This is a genomic window from Candidatus Nitrotoga sp. BS, assembly GCF_927797785.1.
Classification (GTDB): domain Bacteria; phylum Pseudomonadota; class Gammaproteobacteria; order Burkholderiales; family Gallionellaceae; genus Nitrotoga.
In genome coordinates this window covers 16,724-38,841 of record NZ_CAKMLL010000109.1, presented here as the reverse complement: position 1 = coordinate 38,841, position 22,118 = coordinate 16,724, and the positions used below count along the sequence as shown (strand labels likewise).

Genomic DNA, 22,118 nt, shown 5'->3' with positions numbered 1-22,118 from the left:
ATCTCGCCCCATCATTCTGTTAGAAAAAGTTGCACTTCGTTGTTGAATCCGCGATGACATTACCGATGGTGCAGGCGATAAACAGATTGATGCAATTATCATTGATGATGACAATTCGATGGTTCACATCGTGCAAGGGAAATTCATTCAGGGTGGCGTGGTCGATGCCGAGCCGCTCCGTGAAGTTCTTTCATCATGGATACAGATTAAAGACTTGGCTAGACTTCAGAACGTTGCAAATGGAAAATTACAAAGAAAGCTATCTGAACTTGCAGCGGCACTTGACGAGGACTACGACGTATCATTTGAGCTTATTACAACAGGAAAATTAACCGAATCCGCTCAGGATGATCTAGAAGCATTCCAGAAGCAGTTGGCAAAGTTTGGTGAGAATGATGACTTCGATGCCACCATCCATGTAATAGACAACGACGAGCTTAGGCGGCGTCACGAATACGCAATTGAGTCAGATAATCCCAGTATCAATTTCAAAATCAGCCTTAGTGGAAGCAAATTCATGTTCCATGAAATTGCGGGTACACCAGTAATTATCGCCGCTCTTCCATTAAAGGAGTGCATCAAATTCCCAGGCATTAAAGATGGAACACTTTTTCAGAAAAATGTCCGTCAAAGCTTAGGTTCAAGCAATGCAGTAAACAAGGGCATCAGAAACACTATCACGGGTGATAAGCGTTCTGATTTTTTCTTTTTTCACAACGGCATCACCGCGTTGTGCAATAAAATGGAGTTAGCTGGAGAAACGCTTTCACTGCACGGCTTGAGCGTAGTAAATGGCTGCCAATCACTGAATACGATACTTTCATGTAGCGAAACAGTAAAGAAAGTTGATGACTCATTTATTCTAGTTAGATTTTATGAGATTCCACAAAGAGATCGTGCCGACAAGATTTCAATTTACACAAACTCGCAAAGCGCCGTTAAGGCGCGCGATTTGAGAAGCAACGATAAACGTGTGTTGGCAATTAAAAAATCGTACGAACTCAAGTATCCCAGCGGATACTTCATTAGGATGCGCGGGGAAACAGCACCCGCTGATAGAAACAAAGACCATGTAGTCGAGTTGTCGGAGTTTGCTAAAAACCTTGTAGCTTGGCACTCACAAAGACCTAATCTTTCTTACGGCGAAACGAAGATTTTCGACAAATACTTTGAGACCCTATTTAAGAACAAAGACTACTCACCAGAAAATGTCCTTGCACTTAACCTGTGGATGAACCAGGTATTTAAAACCTGGGTAACTGCAAATCCACTTAATTTAAACGAGACACTCCTTGCAATGCGTGCCTATGCGCCGTATCACCATTTGTACGCAATAGCTATGTGCTTCTCCATTTCCAATAATCAATCTGAGCGGGTTCCAAGTCCATCTAAGGCATACGAAATTTCACTTGCATCTGGCATGACAGATGAAATTGTTAAGGTCGCTGGGATTAGCCTCAATATGGCACTGGAAGCTGCGGCCAACGAGCAACAGCCCGCAAATAGGGTGTTCAGTCCACAAAACTGGATTAAGTCTAAAAGCTGTCTAGCTGGCATCAATGGAGCAATACGCAACTATTTCAGTATGCTTCCAATGATGCCGGGCGGTGCTGATATCAAAAAGAAATTGACGGAGGCAACCGCCTTGAAAAGCGAAGACTTTGAGTATCGATGGTCTGCGGACTAAACAGTCAAGTAGTGGGCACGTCTTTGTGCCCACGCGGGCAGCGTCAATCTAGTCATGCGCATATACCCCATCACACACATAGCGGTGAAATGTCGAATGAGCCCGATCCACAGCACGTTGTACATGCCCGTGTTTAACCGGGTTGAAATAAATGTAATCGACATGGCGGGAAAAAATCATTTTCATCACAAATTTGGTGTTCCCAGAATCGCCGTTGCCAGATAGTCGACTCACGAAGAGAATCCGCGTGGGCACACCCTCCGGGTGCGAGGACCTCTACGAGGCAAAACCGTGCCCACCCTACATAGCGCGGCGGGTTGGGCTAACCAACGGGCAGCCCAACACATCGGAGCCAGTGCGTTGGGCTGTGCTCTGCCCAACCTACTGAGCTTTACCATGTCACTTCAAGAGGTGACGGACTTGAGGACATGTACCTGATTGATGACAATAGAGAAGTGTGGTTGCAAGTATTAAGCCATGTTTGTAGTCTTTATATTTGGGTGGTTCGTACATCCGTGAGAGCAATTGGGGCTATGTGTGAATATTGGGCGTATAAAGGGACTCACAGCCTCGTTATACCGCTATTCAATGACACAACAAAAGACAGAGTAAGCTATGGAAACAAAAGAATTTAAAACAGAATGGTGTTTACTTCAGAACCAGTTTGATAGCTATGAAAAGCATTCTCTCTATATAAAGTTACTAAACGTTATTGTCTTATTGGCGGCAGAGATATCGGGTGTAATCAACATTTTTATATTGCTGGTATTGGGGGTGTTATGGCTTCAAGATGCAATTTGGAAGACGTTTCAGTCACGTATAGAGCCACGGCTGTTACAGATCGAGAAAGCTATCTCAGAAAAAAGTGAAGAGAGTGCTTTTCAATTCAACAGTGAATATCATAAGGGTCGTTTAAGGGGTATATCCCTAATTAATGAGTATGTCAGCCAATCAATTCGGCCTACGGTGGCTTTCCCTCATTTAGTTTTGATACTAATTTTATTGATTCAATACGTACTTTAGTAACAATAGATGTCAGATCTAACAATAATAAAATCAAGGGGTCAGTCAGTTTGACTGCGGTCAACGCGTCAAATCATTGATGATAAATTCTAGCTGGCTGCCCCTTGCTTTCTGATCAAGCGATAACTGCATGAATAAACCGAAAACCCTACGAGAAAAAACCTACCAAGTTATTTTTGGCACCGATACACCGGCTGGCCGGAACTTTGACTTGCTGCTGATTTGCGCGATTTTGCTCAGCGTGTTTGCCATTATGCTCGACTCTATTGAAGGGCCGCACCTTAAATACGGCGCGGCATTTTTAGCTGTCGAATGGTTTTTTACCCTGCTCTTTACTGTGGAATATGCAACGCGCCTGTGGTGTTCGCCGAATCCAAAAGCCTATGCCAGGGGGTTTTACGGAATTGTCGATCTATTGACGATTTTGCCGACCTATATCGCCTTGTTCTTTCCTTCGGCCAGTTTGCTGCTGGTGGTACGGCTGTTGCGGGTACTGCGTATTTTCCGGGTGCTAAAATTGTTTCAGTATATGGGCGAGACCAACGTGCTAATGCGGTCACTACTGATGGCACGACGAAAAATTTTCGTTTTTTTGTTTTCCATATCGATCATTATCGTTATTTTTGGGTCGCTGATGTATGTGGTGGAAGGGCCAGAATATGGCTTTATAAATATTCCCACCAGTATTTACTGGGCCGTGGTGACAATAACCACTGTTGGCTACGGCGACATTACTCCGCACACAAACTTTGGGCGGATAATCGCCAGTTTAGCGATGCTTACCGGCTACGCTATTCTCGCCGTGCCAACGGGAATTATCAGTGCCGAATTGGTCTCTGAAATGCAAAAAGTTAAAACCCATAAACGCTGCAAAAATTGCGATAGCAGTGGGCACGACAGCGATGCCGTGCACTGTAAGTATTGTGGCGTAGAGCTCAAGCTTTAATGCCTGATTATCTGGATGCTTATATATTTCTTATGACGGCATCGACTTTGGTGTTCCTTATTGCTGCAGAGAAAGTGTGGTAGATTGGGCTAACCAACGGGTAGCCCAACACATCGGAGCCAGTGCGTTGGGCTTCGCTGTGCTCTGCCCAAGCTACCGAATTTATTTCTGCGTCGGAGAAGTACATGACCAAGTCAACTACCACCTACTGGAACGCTCTAAGTCCTGCGAGTCGGGAACATTGGGCGGCGATCAAAGATCTTGAACAAATGGCCGAAGAACTGACTCTCAGCGTTGACCAAGACACGGGTGAATACACCAGATTGACGCGCTTTTTTCCAGGCGCGGACACGACGGCATTCGGCGGGAAAACTCACCCGTACCCCGAAGAGGTTTTCATTGTCTCCGGTCGCCTCTACGACAAGGCATTCGATATATGGCTGGAGGCAGGGCATTACGCTAGTCGGCCTCCAGGGGAACTGCATGGGCCATTTAAAACCGACGTTGGGTGTGTTGTTTTGGAAGTGTCGTTTCCCAATCGCGTTGGTGATAGCGCAGTCGCCCAACCCGGCGCTCCAGCGGGGCTGTGCGATAAAGCCGTGCAGCCCCGCTGAGCTCCGGTTTGGCAGATACAAGCAGCAGTAAGGCGACAGAAAATTTCTTGCGACGCATTCACTAATATTCAATATTCGTTAATTCAGTGCCATTTCAGGCTAATTGATGCTGCTGGTAAAATGCTCTACAAAAATAAGATTGTCGTGCGAAATCGAGTATGATGAGATTGTCCTGTGTTGAACGTATACTGATGCCATGATTACAAAAGACAAACTGAATTTCGACGAACTCAAGGCCTCTGAAGTGCTGCCCTCACCCAAGGGAGTAGCTTTGGCTCTTATGAACGAGTTTAAAAAAGAAAACCTTGCTCTGCCGGAACTGGCACAAATTATTCTGGGTGACCCGGCGCTGGCCGGACGCATCATCAAGCTGGCCAATTATATTAATCCAAATAAAAATCGTCCAATTGCCTCAGTTACCGTTGACACCTTAATTCTGATCGGTATCCAGGCCACCCAGCAGGTAGTTTTGGGATTTTCAATGGTCATGTCAAACAAGCAGGGGAAGTGCAACGGATTCAATTATCAGAAATTCTGGTCACATTCAGTAGCCATGGCATGCGCAGCGCAAGCGATAGGCGCTGTAGTGCGCACTGCTCCTGTGGCTGAAATATTTATATGCGGCCTCCTCGCCGAGATAGGCCAGCTTGGACTCGCTTCAGCGCGACCAGACGCATACTCAAAGCTTCTCGAACAGTACGCTGAAAAACCGCTGAAAGAGCTATTGCAAGCCGAGTCCGATGTATTTGGTATGAACAGCCGCGATCTTACCGCCGCCATGATGGTTGACTGGGGCATGCCCAAATTGTTTGTTGATGCTGTAACATTTATCGATGATCCAGAAGCCTCTGGATACAAGCAGGGTTCGCGGAATCGAAACCTCATCGTAGCCTTGCAATTGGCGACGCAATTGGCTGATCTCTCTACTGCCCAAGATCATACACGGACAGAAATGCTGCCGCGCATTTTCGAAATCTGTGCCTCACTTAACTTGAATGCTGAACAGATTGCAGCCATTGCCAATCAGGCAGCTCGCGATTGGAAGGAATGGGGGGAATTGTTTAATATCAAGATGGTGCCTGCACAGGACGATGCATCGTGTTTGATTTCCTTATACCAAACAAATGAAGCTCAAGCATGATCCGGCTACCGCTAAAATACCACCGTATTAAAGCCTTTTTGGTAGAGTTGCAATTTGGTTAGGTAGCGTGGTGTTCGGTTTGTTTCTTGTTATTCCATTTCTAATGCAGTAAAGCAATCACAATCCATCCCCAAGCCACGATGAACTTGACCATAGGCGCATTGTTTTCAAAGGTATGCAGGGCAACTTCGAGTTGATTCTCAGGGGCATCAAAACTATCGAAGACATGATTATGCAAACCCGGTCTTGATAAGCGACCAGCATAACGGATCGGCGGCGGCGCCCGGTGGCAAGTGCCATATCGCATGCAGATGTTCGGATAACACTACCATCGCCAGTACAGCAAACGGATGCGCGTTTTTCACCGTTTTCATGGTCGCACGCAAGTCATCGTGCGGATAAAAAAAGATAATGAGCTACGCTTCGCGGCATATAGCTGTTTTCAAGATTTCAGTTTTTCAGCCGTCGGTGCAGGGGAAATCCAAAATCAGCGCGCATCACGCAGCAAGAAACCAGAGATGGCTAGCTTGCATGCCAGACTCGTCTCAGCTTCACTCCGTTGGCAGCTTCACTACTCGCCTGCCATAATCGCAAGCCGTCTGGCGGAGGTGCCACGCAACTCGAACGACGTTAAAGTGTCTGCTCAGGTGCCCCCGTTGACGGAGAGTAGCTGTCTCACACGCAGAAGGAGATCGACTTGTCAGTTACGAATTCACCAGCGCCACACCACGATCCTAAGAATGTTTCTGACCGAATTGCCTACGCTTTCACGAAAGCCCTCCGTTTTTTTGCCGACACTTTCTTCGCTCGTCGATATGGCCACCGTGCGGTAGTGCTGGAAACGGTTGCGGCCGTCCCTGGCATGGTTGGCGGCGCGCTTCAACACTTGCGTGCTTTGCGTCGCATGGAAAGCGATGATGGTTGGATACTTACGCTCCTGGAGGAAGCAGATAACGAACGGATGCATTTGATGACTTTCATCCAGATTGCTCAACCCTCATCGTTTGAGCGACTGCTGGTGTTATTTGCGCAGGGAGTTTTTTTCAATTTATTTTTTCTTCTTTACCTGCTGTCTCCAAAAACCGCACATCGGGTCGTCGGCTACTTCGAGGAAGAAGCGGTCTACAGCTACACGGAATATTTGGCTGGTGTTGACGACGGTACCTACGCCAATGTAGCAGCCCCTAAGATCGCTATTGAATACTGGAAGCTCGCCCCCGACGCACGGTTGCGTGACGTAATCATTGTGATTCGCGCTGACGAGGCGCATCACCGTGATGTCAATCATCGATTTGCCGACATGCTGACTTGATCCGAGTCTTTTCCTCGATGGTCAATCAGATGGTTCATAACATATTCGAACGTGCTGAGTAAAAGTCGCCTTTTCAGGTGAACGCAAGAAACCGGGGGTTAGTGTCTCTGTGTTTGTAGCACGCCATATCCGTCCCCAAAACTTTACAGCGCAGTAGGTTGGGCTAACCAACGGGCAGTCCAACACATCGGAGCCAGTGCGTTGGGCTTCGCTGTGCTCTGCCTAACATACCAAGCTGGGTCGTTTCAATTCAGATGCCATAACGCGTCCCGAAGCGGTAGAAGTCGGACACTAGCGCACTGAAGCCAGAATATTTACTCAATCCCGGCGAAGGCGAAACGATTTTTGCCGCTACGCTTCACCGCATACATTGCCTGGTCCGCCACTCGCCGTAATGATCGCGCGTCGGTAGCGTTATCTGGAAATAGACCAATTCCGATGCTAGCTCCGACCGACAATGAGTCACCTGAATACTCGATAGGTTGAGATATTGCGCTGATGATGCGTCCAGCAATCTCAGCGGCCATTTGTTCGTCCGACAAATTGTCGAGTATCACAAGGAATTCATCACCACCCACCCTTGCCGGGGTGTCGAAATGGCGTATTGCTTTTTGAAGACGATCGGCTACCACTTTCAGGACATAGTCGCCTGCCTCGTGTCCGAAAGTATCATTTATGCTCTTAAAGCCGTCTAGATCAATGAAGAGCAGGGCTACTTTCTTACTTGAGTTTCTCGCGGCATGAAGCACGATTTCCAGCTTGTCCATCGCGAGACCAGGCAAAACCAGCCCTGTCAGATAGTCGTGAGTGGCAAGTTTCTGTCTCTGGTCGATGTCCAAGTCGTGGAGATTTTTTGCAATCCACGTAATGAGAGTGCTCCCGATGAGTGTAGTCAATAAGACCATCAAGGCCACGCCAAAATGAACGTCATACCAGCCTGCTTCCTCGCCCTTTAACCGCAGCCAGCCTGCAATGAAGATACCCAGGATCAACGAGGGCAGCATGCGTCTCAGCGCGTATCCTCCCGCCGTATCGCTTGTCATCAGTTTTGTGAATTTGTACGAGGAATTTGCTGCCAGCAGAGAAAGGCTCAATAGAAAAAATGTGATAGCCGCGTGCAAAGGTATCGTAGTAAAGCCAGCGACGGTATATAGCGACTTAGTTCCATATGCATACCCAGCCAAGACGACGAGGGAGAGCAGCAGAATCGGCAAGGCAAGCCACCAGGCCCAAGCGGGCGACTTGGGACAGAGCGCGCCCAGTGTAAGCAAGCTGAAACCCGTAAGGAAAAAGCACAGTGCGGTGACCGGCGACATCCGCCCAGGCTGTTCTCCTTTACTCGAAACCAAGCTATCGCCGTGGATCAGAATCTCGTCGATTCCAAAGTCCATCCCGCTGATTTGCTCGGCAAGGGTGGCTGCACTGATTGCGACCACGACCAACGCAAGCAGCATTCCCATCCACTTCCCTGGACGTGACCGTGCTGAATCTTGAAGCATCCAGAGGGAACCGCCTGCCGCCACAAAACTGATCGCGGCATTCACTTTCATGCCCTTCAGGTTGGGTATCATGGCCTTGATCACGCTGATGTCGAACAGCCAGCCCACGAGGACGGCGCAACCCATCAATGCCGCGAAGACCGCACCCCCCCTTGAAAATGTTGCGAACGATATCTGCATAAATATCTTACGTCTGTACCTCGATAAGGAAGTTAAATTGAAATGCGGGTAATGGGTAAGATAATCGTTGCACTTCGTGTGAATCCCATTGCTTTAGTCCCTGATGCAATGCTCTGAGCCCGAGTTGAATTAAAAGAATCTCAACTTCTCACCGCTACCATAACCATCTACTCCATCAGCTATTTGCGCACCTCAATTCTATGCTGCTATCCGGCGCACTTTATCATGTCACTTCAAGTGGTAATAGGTTTGAGGACTTACATTTGAATGAAGACGATTGCGAAGAGCGGTCGCAACTATTAGGCCATGTCAGTCGAGTAGGGTGGGCACGTCTTGAGCCCACGCGGGCAGCTGCACGTTGTACATGCCCGTGTTTGACCGAATTGAAATGAATGTAATCGACAGGGCGGGCAAAAACATTTTCATCGCAAAGTTGGTGTTCACAGAATCGCCGTTGCCAGATAGTCGATTCGCGATTTTTGAGAATTCGGGTGGGCACACCCTCCGGGTGCGAGGACCTCTACGAGGCAAAACCGTGCCAACCCTGCATAGCTGAATGCGTTGGTTAGCCGGTGTGAGTAAGTCGGGCGGGGCTCAGTCGCCGTCTTCAAACTCCGCCGCCAGTAGATACTTGAGCGTAAATGTATCGTAGTCGAATTCGGTGTCGTCCGAGACCTTCGCCATAACCAGGGGTGCAAGGTGCTTCCGCTCCTCCGCAGTCTCTAAGTCTGAGAAGTTGGCCGCAGCCGCTGCGGTGTACATTTCATCCATCAGCCGCCTTGCCCGCACATCGTAGCTCTCGATGTCGGGATTACCGCCATGAAGGATGTTATCCTCGATCCAAGTCTCAGCCCAATTTTGGAAGCGCTTGCTCATGATTGTCCACCTCTCTTCTGCATCGTATTTGGGGCCGGTTTCCCGAGCCGCTGTGACCCACCCAGTATTTCGATCCAAGTAAGTGGAAGTCTACTACATTGCATTATATGCTTCAACAGCGCGGTAGATTGGGCTGAATGAAATGAAGCCCAACATCTCACTTACGCTTGGCATGGTGGCAGGTATGAGAGTGATTGTTTTTTACTGGAATGCTGGGGACGCATTACTTAATTGCGCAAGGAATTAAGTAATGTGTCCCCATAACTTTTAAGCGTAAATTTAAAGTTATGGGATCAGGTTTAAATTACGTTAAACACACATGTAGCAATCTGCTACACTCATGCTTCCAGATACCATTTGCAAGGAATGATCATGGCAAAATCTGCTTCTCCTATTCGGTTGCAAGAAGATTTGATGAAGTTGGCGACGGTGACGGGTAAGCAGTATCACCGTAGTACCGCCGAACAAATTGAGTATTGGGCTGCAATGGGGCGCAACGTATCCGCGATGCTGACCCCGGATGATTTGCTGTCTGTTGCAACCGGATTAGCAACAATCAAAGTCGCACCTATTTATAGTGAAGCAGTTGATCCCAGTGAAGTTTTTCGAGAGCTTGAAGATCAGCGTAGCACTTATAAAACCTTGCCTCAGGCCGTTACTAGCAGCCTGGTAAAGTATCAGGTGTCTTTAACGCACCCGGGTTATTTGGAGAAAATTGATTCGAGTGGAGAAGTTAAGACAGGAAAATTTCAGGATGGCGAGTTTGTTGAAATAAACATGCTCAAATCTTGAAGCACAAAAAACAGCTTTGGTTACTGGCTGGTGGGAATGGCTCAGGAAAAAGCACTTTTTATCACACGCAATTAGCAGCGCGTGGCATACCGTTTATTAATGCTGATATATTGGCAAAAGAACTTTATCCACTCGCGCCGGAATTACACAGCTATGATGCCGCGCTATTGGCGACACAAATGCGCTTTCAGCTATTACGGGAAGAACGAAGCTTCTGCTTTGAAACCGTTTTTTCTCATCCTTCAAAAATTGATTTTGTTGCTCAGGCCAAAACAGCAGGTTATGAAATCATTTTGGTATTCATTCATTTGAATGACGTTTCACTCAATCAAGCACGTATCGCTCAACGCATGAGTGAAGGTGGACATTATGTTCCCGAAGAAAAAGTAATCAGTCGGATTCCAAGGGTATTAAAGTTGATAAAACAGACGCTGCCCTTATGCAATCACACCTATATTCTGGACAATTCTCGCGCCGACAACCCTTTTCAGCAAGTTGCTGTTATTCACGATGGGCAACTTGAATTAAAAAGCCATTCACTACCTGAATGGTGCCAAGAATTATTAACCGATTACATGAGTCCATCATCAGAATAAATGCCCAGAATTCCCAGAATTAATATTCGCTGCTGATACGGTGGCAAAGATCGAGGGATATTTCTGGTCACTTTTATAATATTGGCGACGGCTGGTACGGGCTATGACAATGGTTGGATATGCCAATACCAGATACGCCATTTCCGAATGGAAAATTTAAGTGTCGTGGCCGCAGAATAATTCACCAAACCAAAGAACGTTGGTGTCTAGCAGCCTGATCATTATTCACAAAATTTTTCAATATGTTGAGCAAGCCTTCGTTATGAGAGTTCAGCCATGAACTATGGGTTTGGTCCGGGATCCCTGGCGGTATGGCAACCGGAGCCTGCGTTGAATACAGCGCGGATGACGATTCGCCATTTGGCCTGGTGATTTTCATACCGCCGTCGAAATATTCCGTAACAGTTCCATCGGGCTTGCGCACTTCGACGTTGCCATCATGGTTAATCGATTTGACGCCAGCCTCGCAAATGTTCGGGCCTGAGTTACCGGACTGGGCGATCTCATTGACTTGGGGAGCAGCGATCAGGACTTCCGCGATAGCCAGCATTTTGGGTGCACGACAGTCTTTTATCGCATGCGCCCATTGGTTTCCCTGGCTCAGGCTGCCTTGAAAACAATAGACGGTCATCTTTGCATTGCTGGTTCCCGCACATAAATCGAGCGCGTTTTACCATTTTCATTGCGTTTCTCTGCCCCAGTTGACGCCGCCATGCATTACTTTCTTGAAACAAGCCCCGGGTTCTGATGCATTCAGAGTTCCCGCGCAAAGGCGCTTAAGATTGACGGTGCCTATCGCTTGCGACCCTCGTAGTTCCAGGATATTGCGCCCTGTATATTGTTGATGCAGTTATTCTGTATTACCTGGGTTGATCCATGTGCGGCTACCTCATGTGATGCGAAAGGTGCCAGTATTAACATTAAAACCAAAGAGAAATTTTCATCATTAAGTTCCCCAGTAAAAATTAAGCATGACCATTGAAGCCAGGTGCTAAACGAAGCCGCTATTGCGGAGTAGGGTTGCCCATTGATTTGATTCAATAACATAATTCATCCTCACCCGCCACGCCCTGCGTAAATAGTTGATTTGAAGCGCAGAGAGAAAGCGATCCGGCACTGAAGGTTGCGTAGTTCACGCCTTTGTTATGCAACCGTATCAGACCACACTGCGAATTCATTATTGCTAGGCTCTAAAAAGTGAAAACGACGCCCACCTGGAAACGAAAAGATCACTTTTGAAATAACACCACCGGCATGTTCAATTTTAAGTTGAGTGCTTTCTAAGTTTTGGCTATAGAAAATGACTAGGGCTGAGCCATTTTGTGTAGATGCCGATAAATTTGACTTGAAAAAACCACCATCTATGCCTTGATTCGAAAAAGATGAATATTCAGGACCATAGTCAACAAACTGCCAATTAAAGACTGAAGTGAAGAATGATTTGGTTGATTCAATATCATGGGCAGGGAATTCAATATAGTTTATTTTTTCGTTTTCAGTCATCGCTCGTTCCTCTTTAAGATTTATAACGTTGGGTTGGCCTGCCGGAATCCTGAAACGAAGCGCATAGAATTTCGGTCACTATCCACCCGCTGGTTATGACTCCATATCAACAATTGTTCTGCCCTTTAATTTTCCATCAAGCATAAGATCAATATGATCGCTCAATTCATCCAAAGAGATCTCATTGTAAACATCCACCAAGTTATCGGGTTTCCAGTCTTTGGCTAATTTGTTCCAAACAATTTCTCTGTAAGGCATAGGATAATTTTGAGAGTCAATTCCGATTAAGGAGACGCCTCTGAGAATGAACGGGAATACTGTGAGATTGAGTTTTGCTGTAGCCACATTTCCACAACAGGTAACCACCCCCATGGGTTGAAGTGATTTGATCATATTGTCCAGGATGCTCCCGCCTACTGTATCTATTCCTCCGGCATAAACACCCTTCATCAGGGGACGTTCATTCTCCTGTTCAAAATCTTTGCGCGCAATTACTTCGCTTGCGCCAAGCTTGCGTAAAAAATCGAACTCGGCCGTTTTGCCTGAGATTGCTGAAATCTCGAATTCTAACTTTGCCAGAATAGCTACACTCAGTGCGCCAACTCCTCCGGTTGCTCCAGACACTATAACTTTTCCATCTTCTGGCTTGATATGCTCTGTCAGTCTAAGTACAGACATTCCGGCAGTGAGGCCTGCGGTGCCAATAATCATCGATTCTTTCATCGAAAGTTCATCCGGCAACTTCACCGCCCAGTCCGCAGGCACGCTAATATATTGCCCAAAGCCTCCAGGTGTATTCATACCCAGGTCATAGCTGGTGACGATAACTGTTTCGCCCTCACGAAACTTTTTATTGTCAGAATGCACAACTGTGCCAACAGCGTCAATTCCCGGCGTGTGCGGGTATGTTCTTGTTACTCCCTTATTGCCTGTTGCGGAAAGAGCATCTTTATAGTTTAAGGAGGAATATTGAACTCGGATCAGTAAATCATTTTTTGGCAAATCACCAATAGACCTTGTTTTAACAGTTTTTGAAAACCGGCCATTCAGTTCTTCAATCACCAAGCTTCTAAATGTGGTTTGTTCCATGATGATGCCTCGCGGGTCTCCAGTTTGGCTGAGCTTGAAAAAACAAATATGCGCTTAGTGATACCAGGTATCGTTGAAATTATGCTTGCTGTTTCACCGGCACCTTAACATAGAGCTAACCGGCGCTGCGCGGATGTAAATGCGCAACGTCGAGCGATCCAAAGGAAAGAAATGGAACGAGGGCTTTAAAGTTTTATTGGTAAATTTTACCCTGGTGTTGTAGCCACCCAGCAGGGTGAGACCTATTTGGATCTAGATGCGTCCAATGTAAAACTCCGCCTTTTGCATTCCATTCATACTGACCATTAAACATAATTGAATCGCCTTCACTCAGGCTGGCAACTCTGGCAGCGAGATCAATATTGTGTGCGATTAATAGCGTCTGACCGCTGGCCAATTTGACTACGAATTTTTGATGCCTGCTACCGTCATTGTCATCGGGTAGCAACTTGATGACAACGCCTTGACCAGAGACCTGTAAGTTGCTAATTTTGTTTGCAAATGCATTCGCAATTGCCGTGTCGGATGTATCTGCACGCTGGTTCTGTGTAGCGGTCGATGCGTTATTCGGCGTAGCACTATATTGGCTACCAAAGTAGGCGTATCCAGCAAACAGCGCTGCAACAACGAACAGAATTTTTTTCATGCGTGAGCTTTCAAACATAGCGTCAACCGGTTCCTCGCTTTTGCAAAAGCTGGTTGAACGTCGGGCTGAGGGTATGGAATAGACGACAGAGAAATGCTATATGAAATATTGAAATGGGTGCAAAAAATTTGCGACAGCGTCTTTTTCTACAGCGTCAACGTCAAACTGAAAGGCTGCGCGTCACTCTTGAATGCCGTGATAAGGTTGCTCATTTCGTGCTGACTCCCATGCATGGATCGCCTGTTTCCGCCCCTCACCCCAACGGTACCCGCCAAGCTTTCCACTTAGTTGAATGACGCGGTGGCAGGGGATGAGGAATGCAACCGGGTTTGCACCTACCGCCAGCCCCACCGCTCTGGCAGACTTTGGACGGCCTATCGCGGTTGCCACCTGGGAATAGCTCGTCACCGTTGCCGGCGGTATTTGCAACAAGGCTTTCCACACACTGATCTGAAAATTCGTACCTGTAACATGCAAAGATAAAGGACGATCCAACTTCTTTTCTACGCCGAACATGGCCCTGATAACCGCAAGCGTTCGTTGGCGATTTTCATGCACTAGCGCATGCGGCCACTTCTTATTTAAAGCAGTGAGATGCTCTTCGATTTCCATGTTTTCCAGAAACGAAAAAACACAAATTCCTCTGGCAGTGATGGCAATAAACGCTTTTCCAAAGGGCGTGTCGTGTACCGCATACTCAATAGTTAAACCCGCGCCTTCCAATTTGTATTCCCCGGGGGTGACCGCTTCTAAATGTACGAAGTGATCATACAAACGCGAACTGCTGCTCAACCCTAAGGAATCTGAAACTTCAAGCAAGGGTTTCGATTCTTTCAGCAATTGCTTGGCGCGCTCCAAGGTAAGCACCTGCAAAAATCTTTTAGGGGTTACCCCGGCCCAACGGCAGAATAGTCGCTGGAAGTGGAAGGGGCTCAAATTCAAGTGCGCTGCAATTTCATTTAAAGTCGGCTGACTATTTAACCGGTTGGAAATAAAATAAATCGCTTCGGCTATGCGGTCATATTCAGACATCTAAATTTCCCATGGGTTTTTTGGTTTTACTTATTCAGATGCGACTAATGGAAACCTGCCGTCAACGAGGAGCGTCGAGCAGGCCGTGATGGCGGCCTTGTTGGACAGTGCAGGCATTTTGTGAAATCTCTGATAATTTAATTTATTTACTGGCAAAAAATTGTTCCAGCACGAATAAAGTATGAAGGTTTAAGCACTCATATGCGACCCGAATCTTGCTATTTTTGGGACAAAAGTAAAGGATTGCCGGGTGGATCAACTTAAGTAAACGCCTCAATGCGAATGCATAGCCAGCAATATATTTTGGATGACTGAAAAAAACGGCTGATTGTATAAGGAAGCCACCCTAGCATTGGCTATTTGGTGTCCGAATTTTTGTCTCGCTTGTAATCGTCATAACTTGGTACCTTGCTCAAGCATCTGTTACTTTCAGTTTTGTCAGGTATCTGTAGGCATTGGTTACGTTGATATTCTTGGCTAATACTATAAAGCTGCTGCGAAGAGCAGCCGGAAAAAAGGCTACAAACAATTAAGATGACGGCGGTGCTCAAATATTTTTGTTTCAAAATTCTCTCCATCGCAGAAATTTCAAAATCAGATGTTGTCAGATGTAATGCCTCATTTTTTAATTTATTATTTAATTATATGTGGTTGGATGTAGTGCATAACGTTTAGTTAAGGAGTAGGCTTTAGCCCGACCCAGTGAGCGAAGCAAACAAATTGAACCAGTTGTTATGCGCAAGTGTTTTGGGGGAAATTTAGTTAGTTTTCTAGATTGAGAAGCTTGAATTCTGTAGGTGATCTGTGAAGCAGGTTTCTTAATCCACCTAGCAAAATAAGGAGTAATGTAATCGGAAGAGTAAGTAATATCAAAAACAACATCATGGCTTTTCGTTTTTCCCTGCTCTTACTGGGGAGGACTGGGTTTAAAAACTTTTCGAGAAACACCATGGCGTAGTAATCATCATCTAGGGTATCGGCATCTTTTATTTTGCCTGCGCCTTTGATAGAGCCAGTTATTTTTAAGCTGTTACTGCCTGGGGCGCTGTGAAATATCTTAAAAATTGCGCCTTCATTTTTCTGAAAATAATCAAACTCTATCGCCACTGTTTTTCTATCTTCTGATAACTGTACTGAAAATTGGTTTATGTGGCTGGTGATATGATCGATTTCAACTGAGTATATCGTATGCTCATTCGGTATCTTAATAGCTATGGGGTCTGCTTTTGCTACGTCCGAACTATTTATAACGTCAGATCCACGATTCCAAATTGAAATCTTAGACATCGTTAATTCTTCTATTGGTTCATTTTTGTAACTTATGGATATATCTTTATTTAGCTTAATATTTTCTCTTATTAGGCTTGTACTTCTTATTTTATATGTGGGTAATTTTTCTTTTTTGCCTTTTAAGTAAAAATATGCAGAAAAAAATATCCCTGCGATTGCAAGTGTTAAAGATAATAAATTAACGACTCCCACGTCATTCATTAGGATTAATACGTATTCTTGTGTATTCATGTGGAGTGCGCGGCTCTTTGTGCATAACGAAGCTGTAAAAACCCAAATCTGAACGCTTGGTTCAGCTTTAAGCAGAAAAGTTTTCAAACAAAGCCATCATCTTCATTGTAAACGAGGCTGGTACGAGCGGCATATTCGTGGGATAAATAGGCGAGAATTTATCTTCCCGGCATTCTTATCTCTCATAACCTTGTTTCACTAGCTTTTCAATATTATGCACTAGGCAGTAAAGTTTCCACTGTCCATCCACCTTGGTTTTTCCACGCAGGGTAGAGTGATGCATCGCTTGTTACCGCACAGGTTGCCAAATAACGGCTCTACTGTTGCAAATCAGCGCGTGATCATCTCCGCAGCATGTACGTACTGATGATGAAAGGATGGCAGATCTTGGAATGGTCTTTTGACGGATTTAGGTTTTTTTCAGCCTCAACGCCTAATTAAGCGACTGGCTAAGCCCGTCCGCTTGAATGCCGTATTAGGCAAACTCTCATTGCCTTTTCGCCTGATTCTCACAGGCTCATCAGCAGGATTACCCTGTAAGGAAGGTGGACCTCCCAAGAGCCGACTAGACGCTTGATAGATTTTGCAGCATATGACCACAGCATTTTCCCACATAGTACAGCAGCCTTTTGAACCATATGAATATCCTCCTTTTTGATCTCAGATAGTAGAGCAATTACCTCAGCAATATGGAAGCCCGACAGGAAATCTGTTGGACTCCATACAACTTGTACGCAGCCCGCCATCATCAGTCTTAGGGGGCGACTTCTGAGAGACGCACGTTGTGCGTTTCGGCTTTCACTACTCGTTTTCGATGCTCCCCACTCGTTTTTGCCTAAAGACTAAGCGGATGTCCGGCTAATCTCGAACATCGGGTTCTGCGGTTTTTTCACCGGAGCATGGTGTCACACTAAGCCCGTCAACAAGTGTTCTAAATACGGAGCGAGGTTCTGCTCCGCTCCTTGATGATACTGCGGTTGCCGGAATCTGCTCCGTATATCTACAACGGTTGTAAGGAAAACTGATCAGCAGAAAAAAGGCCATTCGGATCAAGTTTTCCCTTGATACTTCTCAATCGTTCGTATTTTTCCTTACTGTCATAGAAGAAGGGCCACACTTCCTCTAGTACCCGGTCACCAAAGGTGTATGCAAAAACTCGCATATCCGCGTCCGCATAAGCCTTTTTCTCGATAAATACCGCGTCGTTTTCCTTTTGCCACTGCTCTGCATTCTGGCGTTCGTTGCGGCAGAACCAGTTTGCCGAATAGAATGAGTCGTGGCTCATGGCAAAAGCTTGTTGGCGCCATGAATAGGACGTGATACCTGTTTTCCCGTACTCCGCCACGGCACCACCCGCGTAGATCTGCATTTGCGAGACGAGGTGCTGACAAAGCCCGGTGGAAAAAGACATGATCTTGAGCATGCGCTCGGTATAGGTTTCGGCAAACCCCTCCGGTACGTTCATCGTGACTCGAGAGCGCTTGACGTATGGATATTCCATCTCCCGATCCTGCTTCATAATGAAATGTTGCGCGAGTCCTTCAGAGACAGGGGTGTTCTTCAGTCGATTGGCCACCAGCGGGTTTCCGCAGACATCTTCTGCAGCGAAAGATTCGAACCACTGGTCGTCGAACTTCTCTCTCACGCCCTCCTTGTTCGTGAAACACATCCACAGCTGGATCAGAGGCGGAGCCGGAACCGAAAGGTCGTCGCCGAATCCCAGCTTTTCCAGTTCACTTATGGTCGAGTCGGACACCCAGTTTATCCACCCGTAACCCGTTATGGTCAGCATAAACTCGTAGTCGGATGGTACCGTTCCGTCTGCGCACAGTTTGGACAATTGCTCCATCTTGCGCACCACGGCTTTCATCTTCTCCTCCGACCAAAGCCACAGAAATGTGTAGCACGCAGAATTAGGGTAATTTTCGTCGCGTAAAGGACTGAATTCCCAATGCGTCACGATCCCGAAATCGCCTCCTTTTCCGCCACCCAATACAGCGTAGTAGACGTCGTCGTTGTGCCCTGTCGTCTTCCCGGCTTCGGGCCGCACGATCCGCTCTTTGTCACCGCTCGCAAGTATGATGTCGAACGCCAGTACGTGATCTGCCAAGATGCCATGGCTACGCGCCACCATTCCCCATCCTCCAGTATGCACATGACCACCGAGGTGCACATGCGCGCACATCCCCATCGGCAGGTAGATTCCGTTCTCGTGATTCTTCTCGGCCCAGCTCCCCAAAGGGTGGCTGACGCCGCAGCGCAGCACGTTGTTCGCCGTGTCATACTCGTACAGCGGAAAGGTCTGGCTAAGATCAATCTGCATGTTTACCGGCAAGGTTGATGAGTATCCGCAGTATTGATGTCCTCCAGTGCGCACGGCAATCGCCATCCCAAGCTCGCGACACAGGCCCATCGCTTTCTGGATATCCATCTCTCCAGCCGGATACAAAATGATGCGCGGGGAAACTTCCGCTTCTTCGAATGACGTCGTCGCGTATTGCAGTCTCTTCTGCGGGTATTCTTTATCGCCAATGATGAACCACTGTCCATCGAACTTCAGCGCAGCGGCATTTTCTCTCAGTTTTTCCAATTCCTTCTTGTGCTTTTCAACGTAACTTTTGATGAAACTCGAAGCGTCCATTCCGCATTCTTCCAATTTTTTCTGACTCATCTGGTATCTCCTTTTTTCTGTCTCTACGCTGGCGCTATGCTACTCCGTGCGTTCTTGAATTCACCTCAGCAATTGAAATCACAGGCAGTACACTTTCATCAAGTTTCAATATTTCGATTTACCTAACTGCTTTCCCGCAGCGCTATTTTAGCGTCCACTCTCTAAGTCGCAGAACGCCACACATTAAGGACAAATTGCGAGCGTAGTGCTTGGTTTAGCCGACTGCATTCGTTTGTTAGGCATTCATATTTATATTACTCTGGCGGATTCAAAACTCAACAGCCATATCAACACGATTACCTGAAAAATTCTTGACTTTAGAGTCGGTATCTAAGTATTGGAGGTAGTCTCAAAATAGGCGAGCAAACAGAGGCGTCTGCGAATATTTGCCACGCATTAAGGCTGATCGACCGCCCGAAAAATTCGTTTTACAGCGGTCACACCGAGGAAGACGGCCGCACCAGCCAGAATTCCAGTCAGGACATTGAGTAGCACAGGTATCCCAATGCTAGCTAGTGAACCAATCATGCCGCTGTCGCTACTTGCTAAATTGTGGAGTAGTTCCGATGTACCAAATATGCCATGGATAAGAATCCCCCCGCCTACCATGAACATGGCAACCGTGCCGACGATAGACAGGCTCTTCATAAGGTAAGGGGCAATTTTTAAAATAGCGTTTCCTATGCAACGCTGCGTTTTGCGAAATAGACTTTCACCGTTTTTTTGACCAAGGTAAATTCCAGCATCGTCCAGCTTAATGATCGCAGCCACCAAGCCGTAGACACCGACGGTCATGATGATGGCAATTGTTGTTAGTACTGCTACCTGTATCCAAAACGATTCCGTTGCAACCGTGCCTAGGGTGATTACAATTATTTCAGCAGACAGGATAAAGTCAGTACGAATTGCGCCTTTAATTTTGTCTTTTTCGAAAGTGACCATATCGACGCCACGATTGGCGACTGCCCCCATATGCTCAATGTGATGTAGATTGATTTCTGTTTTGCTTTGTATCAATTTATGGGCAATTTTTTCAAATCCTTCGTAGCAAAGGAATGCTCCACCCAGCATTAACAATGGCGTTACAGCCCACGGGATAAATGTGCTGATAGCAATTGCAGTAGGCACCAAAATGAATTTGTTTTTGAGTGATCCTATTGCAACCGCCCAGACAACGGGTAATTCGCGGTCGGCCTTGACCCCTGACACTTGTTGAGCGTTAAGCGCCAGATCATCCCCGAGTACCCCTGCAGTTTTTTTAGCTGCGACTTTGCTCATTACAGCAACATCGTCCAGAATGGTTGCGATGTCGTCGATTAGGGTTAAAAGGCTAGTTCCTGCCATGTTAAGAATCCCTTTTTAATTGAATGATGCGTAGTCTTGCATAAATGTTATGCCTATTTGAAGGTATGGTGAAAGTATCATCATATCAAGCTTCTCGCTGTTGCCCCGGCTTTGGGCCAACAGACTTATCTTGATCAGCACTGCCGGATCGTAGGCAAATGCGCCATCGACGTCATTTCTTTTAGCGGGCATGGAAAATAGAAAGATCGAGTTCATGATCGACCAGATGGCATAGTGTGTATTCAAAACTGCCGCAGTGACTTGCTGTTCGAAATCGACTGGCAGAAGTTTTAAGGCTTGGTGTAGGGGTCGAGGAACTCGATCGTGCCTCGGTTTGAATCGCGCCATATCGTATTCCACTTCAGTTTTATTTCGTAATGGATTTATGGCTGATAACGAGGTGAGTATTTAAGCGAATGCAGGTTTTTTATAGTCTCAACGTCGCATACGGATAAATGGCCGTTCAATAAGCGCATAGGATACTGAAGCTATAGCAATCGTCCCTACCGTAGTCGCCAGCAGTAGTAAGGGTAATCTGTCATCCTGAAGCGCGCTAAATACCCCGATGTCCGCAAGCCATCTGAGCAGGGGAACATGCCATAAGTAAATGCTATAGCTTACAACGCCAGCAAAAACGATAGCTGAATTTCCAAACAGGCAGCCTATCAACCGATTGCCGTTAATACCCGCTATTGCCACCAAAATTGCCGCGAAGCTGAATACCGTTGTCCAAGTATAAAAAATCAGACTGTGGTTCCAATAATCCATCCACCCAAAATGCATCCAATACAGACACAGGAGCAAGATTGCCAGGCCTGCTATTGCTATCAGGTTATGGTGCTTTGACATCCATGTAGATACGCTATTCTTACTGACATGTAACATTGCCCCGAGCATGCCCATTCCAAATGAATCCATGGAACCAGGCAATTGCGATGACATCAAAAAATTTCCCGGGCCGGTGTATAGGATTGTTCCTGCGCGCCACAACCACATACTGGTCAACATAAAAACCAGCAATAACAGCCAGCGTTTTGGATTGATCAGTCCTGCCAGAAATGGCAGCGCCAGATAAAACATGAATTCAATGGGTAATGTCCACCACACGGTGTTGATTGGATCCATGCCTACTGGAGGCGGCACAAACAACATGAACAAATGTCTCAAAAATGATTCCACATTGGCAATCGGACTCGCTAGGCCCAGTAAATAAGCTCCACCAAGCAAGATAGCTAACTGGGCGTAATAAGCCGGAAATACCCTGGTGACCCGCCGGAACAAATAGCGTTTTAGATTAGGCTTGTCCCGTGATCCTGCTTGCCATTGGGCGAACGGCAAGCTAAGCAAAAATCCAGATAGCACAAAAAAAATTTGCACCCCCGACCAGCCTAATGAGAAAAAAGGTGTTAGGTCAATATTCCATTTGCCAATGGGGAAAAAAACTGGACCATGTTGTGATTTCTCATAAACGTGAAAGATCAGCACCCATAATGCCGCCCATCCACGCAGTCCAGTTAATACACGTAAATGGGCTTTGTCTTCTGTGAAAACGTTATTTTTCGGCGAAGTCATCACTGGGATTTCTTTATTTTTTCCAACTTTGTAAACAAGTACGAGAAATCTGTGTTTGGCATCGGTTGATCTTT

General features: G+C 46.5%; 22 protein-coding genes and 1 pseudogene. 8 read left to right on the top strand and 15 right to left on the bottom strand.

Going from position 1 to position 22,118, the window contains the following annotated elements:
* The first annotated feature begins 130 nt into the window (after positions 1 to 130).
* Positions 131 to 1,687, top strand: a complete 1,557-nt coding sequence (locus MJ769_RS13260; RefSeq protein WP_239237616.1) for an AIPR family protein — start codon at positions 131 to 133, stop codon at positions 1,685 to 1,687.
* A gap of 48 nt (positions 1,688 to 1,735) precedes the next feature.
* On the opposite strand, the gene MJ769_RS13255 is transcribed toward MJ769_RS13260, so the two are convergent.
* Positions 1,736 to 1,921, bottom strand: coding sequence for a hypothetical protein (locus MJ769_RS13255; RefSeq protein WP_239237615.1), 186 nt, complete (start codon positions 1,919 to 1,921; stop codon positions 1,736 to 1,738).
* 381 nt (positions 1,922 to 2,302) lie between these two features.
* Here MJ769_RS13255 and MJ769_RS13250 point away from each other — a divergent pair, with 381 nt between their 5' ends.
* The 4 genes from MJ769_RS13250 to MJ769_RS13235 all read left to right on the top strand — a co-directional run bounded on the left by MJ769_RS13250 (position 2,303) and on the right by MJ769_RS13235 (position 5,411).
* Positions 2,303 to 2,710 carry a hypothetical protein gene (locus tag MJ769_RS13250; protein WP_239237614.1) on the top strand — a complete coding sequence of 136 codons (408 nt, stop codon included), beginning with the start codon at positions 2,303 to 2,305 and terminating at the stop codon, positions 2,708 to 2,710.
* 130 nt (positions 2,711 to 2,840) lie between these two features.
* A complete protein-coding gene (locus tag MJ769_RS13245) occupies positions 2,841 to 3,656 on the top strand; it encodes an ion transporter (protein ID WP_239237613.1) in 816 nt (271 codons plus the stop codon).
* A gap of 185 nt (positions 3,657 to 3,841) precedes the next feature.
* On the top strand, positions 3,842 to 4,270 hold the full coding sequence (locus tag MJ769_RS13240) for a cupin domain-containing protein (RefSeq protein WP_239237612.1): 429 nt from the start codon (positions 3,842 to 3,844) through the stop codon (positions 4,268 to 4,270).
* A gap of 196 nt (positions 4,271 to 4,466) precedes the next feature.
* The gene (locus tag MJ769_RS13235; protein ID WP_239237611.1) at positions 4,467 to 5,411 is read left to right on the top strand and encodes an HDOD domain-containing protein; all 945 of its coding nucleotides are present in this window, start codon (positions 4,467 to 4,469) and stop codon (positions 5,409 to 5,411) included.
* A 230-nt stretch (positions 5,412 to 5,641) separates the two neighbouring features.
* Here MJ769_RS13235 and MJ769_RS13230 read toward each other — a convergent pair whose 3' ends face one another.
* Positions 5,642 to 5,785: a hypothetical protein gene (locus tag MJ769_RS13230; RefSeq protein ID WP_239237610.1), complete on the bottom strand. Its 144-nt coding sequence runs from the start codon at positions 5,783 to 5,785 to the stop codon at positions 5,642 to 5,644.
* Positions 5,786 to 6,108: 323 nt separating this feature from the next.
* On the opposite strand from MJ769_RS13230, the gene MJ769_RS13225 reads away from it, so the two are divergent.
* Positions 6,109 to 6,723 carry an alternative oxidase gene (locus MJ769_RS13225; RefSeq protein WP_239237609.1) on the top strand — a complete coding sequence of 205 codons (615 nt, stop codon included), beginning with the start codon at positions 6,109 to 6,111 and terminating at the stop codon, positions 6,721 to 6,723.
* Between the two features lie 314 nt (positions 6,724 to 7,037).
* On the opposite strand, the gene MJ769_RS13220 is transcribed toward MJ769_RS13225, so the two are convergent.
* Together MJ769_RS13220 and MJ769_RS13215 are read right to left on the bottom strand one after the other, a co-directional pair.
* Positions 7,038 to 8,402 (bottom strand): GGDEF domain-containing protein, encoded by a 1,365-nt coding sequence (locus MJ769_RS13220; RefSeq protein ID WP_239237608.1) that lies wholly within the window; start codon positions 8,400 to 8,402, stop codon positions 7,038 to 7,040.
* 594 nt (positions 8,403 to 8,996) lie between these two features.
* Entirely contained in the window at positions 8,997 to 9,278 is a 282-nt protein-coding gene (locus tag MJ769_RS13215; protein WP_239237607.1) for a DUF768 domain-containing protein, read from the bottom strand.
* A 372-nt stretch (positions 9,279 to 9,650) separates the two neighbouring features.
* Between MJ769_RS13215 and MJ769_RS13210 the strand changes: the two genes are divergently transcribed.
* Together MJ769_RS13210 and MJ769_RS13205 are read left to right on the top strand one after the other, a co-directional pair.
* A complete protein-coding gene (locus MJ769_RS13210; RefSeq protein WP_239237606.1) occupies positions 9,651 to 10,070 on the top strand; it encodes a ParD-like family protein in 420 nt (139 codons plus the stop codon).
* A complete protein-coding gene (locus MJ769_RS13205) occupies positions 10,067 to 10,666 on the top strand; it encodes an AAA family ATPase (RefSeq protein WP_239237605.1) in 600 nt (199 codons plus the stop codon). Before MJ769_RS13210 ends, MJ769_RS13205 begins: the two co-directional genes overlap by 4 nt.
* 181 nt (positions 10,667 to 10,847) lie before the next feature.
* On the opposite strand, the gene MJ769_RS13200 is transcribed toward MJ769_RS13205, so the two are convergent.
* The 11 genes and pseudogenes from MJ769_RS13200 to MJ769_RS13150 all read right to left on the bottom strand — a co-directional run bounded on the left by MJ769_RS13200 (position 10,848) and on the right by MJ769_RS13150 (position 22,044).
* The gene (locus MJ769_RS13200; RefSeq protein WP_239237604.1) at positions 10,848 to 11,297 is read right to left on the bottom strand and encodes a hypothetical protein; all 450 of its coding nucleotides are present in this window, start codon (positions 11,295 to 11,297) and stop codon (positions 10,848 to 10,850) included.
* A gap of 512 nt (positions 11,298 to 11,809) precedes the next feature.
* Complete coding sequence (locus MJ769_RS13195) at positions 11,810 to 12,169, bottom strand: VOC family protein (protein WP_239237603.1); 360 nt, start codon at positions 12,167 to 12,169, stop codon at positions 11,810 to 11,812.
* Between the two features lie 93 nt (positions 12,170 to 12,262).
* Entirely contained in the window at positions 12,263 to 13,258 is a 996-nt protein-coding gene (locus MJ769_RS13190) for a YhdH/YhfP family quinone oxidoreductase (RefSeq protein ID WP_239237602.1), read from the bottom strand.
* A 193-nt stretch (positions 13,259 to 13,451) separates the two neighbouring features.
* Entirely contained in the window at positions 13,452 to 13,904 is a 453-nt protein-coding gene (locus MJ769_RS13185) for a DUF3465 domain-containing protein (protein ID WP_239237601.1), read from the bottom strand.
* A 180-nt stretch (positions 13,905 to 14,084) separates the two neighbouring features.
* Complete coding sequence (locus tag MJ769_RS13180; protein WP_239237600.1) at positions 14,085 to 14,936, bottom strand: methylated-DNA--[protein]-cysteine S-methyltransferase; 852 nt, start codon at positions 14,934 to 14,936, stop codon at positions 14,085 to 14,087.
* Positions 14,937 to 15,698: 762 nt separating this feature from the next.
* Entirely contained in the window at positions 15,699 to 16,457 is a 759-nt protein-coding gene (locus tag MJ769_RS13175; RefSeq protein ID WP_239237599.1) for a hypothetical protein, read from the bottom strand.
* 175 nt (positions 16,458 to 16,632) lie between these two features.
* Positions 16,633 to 16,787, bottom strand: a pseudogene (locus tag MJ769_RS14810) (transposase); the annotation flags it as partial.
* Positions 16,788 to 17,457: 670 nt separating this feature from the next.
* Positions 17,458 to 19,128 carry an FAD-dependent oxidoreductase gene (locus MJ769_RS13165; protein WP_239237597.1) on the bottom strand — a complete coding sequence of 557 codons (1,671 nt, stop codon included), beginning with the start codon at positions 19,126 to 19,128 and terminating at the stop codon, positions 17,458 to 17,460.
* A 396-nt stretch (positions 19,129 to 19,524) separates the two neighbouring features.
* A complete protein-coding gene (locus tag MJ769_RS13160; protein WP_239237596.1) occupies positions 19,525 to 20,472 on the bottom strand; it encodes a DUF808 domain-containing protein in 948 nt (315 codons plus the stop codon).
* Between the two features lie 15 nt (positions 20,473 to 20,487).
* Positions 20,488 to 20,820: a hypothetical protein gene (locus MJ769_RS13155; RefSeq protein WP_239237595.1), complete on the bottom strand. Its 333-nt coding sequence runs from the start codon at positions 20,818 to 20,820 to the stop codon at positions 20,488 to 20,490.
* Positions 20,821 to 20,907: 87 nt separating this feature from the next.
* Positions 20,908 to 22,044 (bottom strand): acyltransferase family protein, encoded by a 1,137-nt coding sequence (locus MJ769_RS13150; RefSeq protein WP_239237594.1) that lies wholly within the window; start codon positions 22,042 to 22,044, stop codon positions 20,908 to 20,910.
* Between the last annotated feature and the right edge of the window lie 74 nt (positions 22,045 to 22,118).

Excerpts from the sequence above, each read along its gene's own strand:
- MJ769_RS13165 (WP_239237597.1), bottom strand. The coding sequence starts at position 19,128 with ATGAGTCAGAAAAAATTGGAAGAATGCGGAATGGACGCTTCGAGTTTC.
- MJ769_RS13220 (WP_239237608.1), bottom strand. The coding sequence starts at position 8,402 with ATGCAGATATCGTTCGCAACATTTTCAAGGGGGGGTGCGGTCTTCGCG.
- MJ769_RS13150 (WP_239237594.1), bottom strand. The coding sequence starts at position 22,044 with ATGACTTCGCCGAAAAATAACGTTTTCACAGAAGACAAAGCCCATTTA.
- MJ769_RS13215 (WP_239237607.1), bottom strand. The coding sequence starts at position 9,278 with ATGAGCAAGCGCTTCCAAAATTGGGCTGAGACTTGGATCGAGGATAAC.
- MJ769_RS13160 (WP_239237596.1), bottom strand. The coding sequence starts at position 20,472 with ATGGCAGGAACTAGCCTTTTAACCCTAATCGACGACATCGCAACCATT.
- MJ769_RS13175 (WP_239237599.1), bottom strand. The coding sequence starts at position 16,457 with ATGAATACACAAGAATACGTATTAATCCTAATGAATGACGTGGGAGTC.
- MJ769_RS13155 (WP_239237595.1), bottom strand. The coding sequence starts at position 20,820 with ATGGCGCGATTCAAACCGAGGCACGATCGAGTTCCTCGACCCCTACAC.
- MJ769_RS13210 (WP_239237606.1), top strand. The coding sequence starts at position 9,651 with ATGGCAAAATCTGCTTCTCCTATTCGGTTGCAAGAAGATTTGATGAAG.
- MJ769_RS13190 (WP_239237602.1), bottom strand. The coding sequence starts at position 13,258 with ATGGAACAAACCACATTTAGAAGCTTGGTGATTGAAGAACTGAATGGC.
- MJ769_RS13235 (WP_239237611.1), top strand. The coding sequence starts at position 4,467 with ATGATTACAAAAGACAAACTGAATTTCGACGAACTCAAGGCCTCTGAA.
- MJ769_RS13230 (WP_239237610.1), bottom strand. The coding sequence starts at position 5,785 with ATGAAAACGGTGAAAAACGCGCATCCGTTTGCTGTACTGGCGATGGTA.
- MJ769_RS13180 (WP_239237600.1), bottom strand. The coding sequence starts at position 14,936 with ATGTCTGAATATGACCGCATAGCCGAAGCGATTTATTTTATTTCCAAC.
- MJ769_RS13200 (WP_239237604.1), bottom strand. The coding sequence starts at position 11,297 with ATGACCGTCTATTGTTTTCAAGGCAGCCTGAGCCAGGGAAACCAATGG.
- MJ769_RS13185 (WP_239237601.1), bottom strand. The coding sequence starts at position 13,904 with ATGAAAAAAATTCTGTTCGTTGTTGCAGCGCTGTTTGCTGGATACGCC.
- MJ769_RS13240 (WP_239237612.1), top strand. The coding sequence starts at position 3,842 with ATGACCAAGTCAACTACCACCTACTGGAACGCTCTAAGTCCTGCGAGT.
- MJ769_RS13195 (WP_239237603.1), bottom strand. The coding sequence starts at position 12,169 with ATGACTGAAAACGAAAAAATAAACTATATTGAATTCCCTGCCCATGAT.
- MJ769_RS13245 (WP_239237613.1), top strand. The coding sequence starts at position 2,841 with ATGAATAAACCGAAAACCCTACGAGAAAAAACCTACCAAGTTATTTTT.
- MJ769_RS13250 (WP_239237614.1), top strand. The coding sequence starts at position 2,303 with ATGGAAACAAAAGAATTTAAAACAGAATGGTGTTTACTTCAGAACCAG.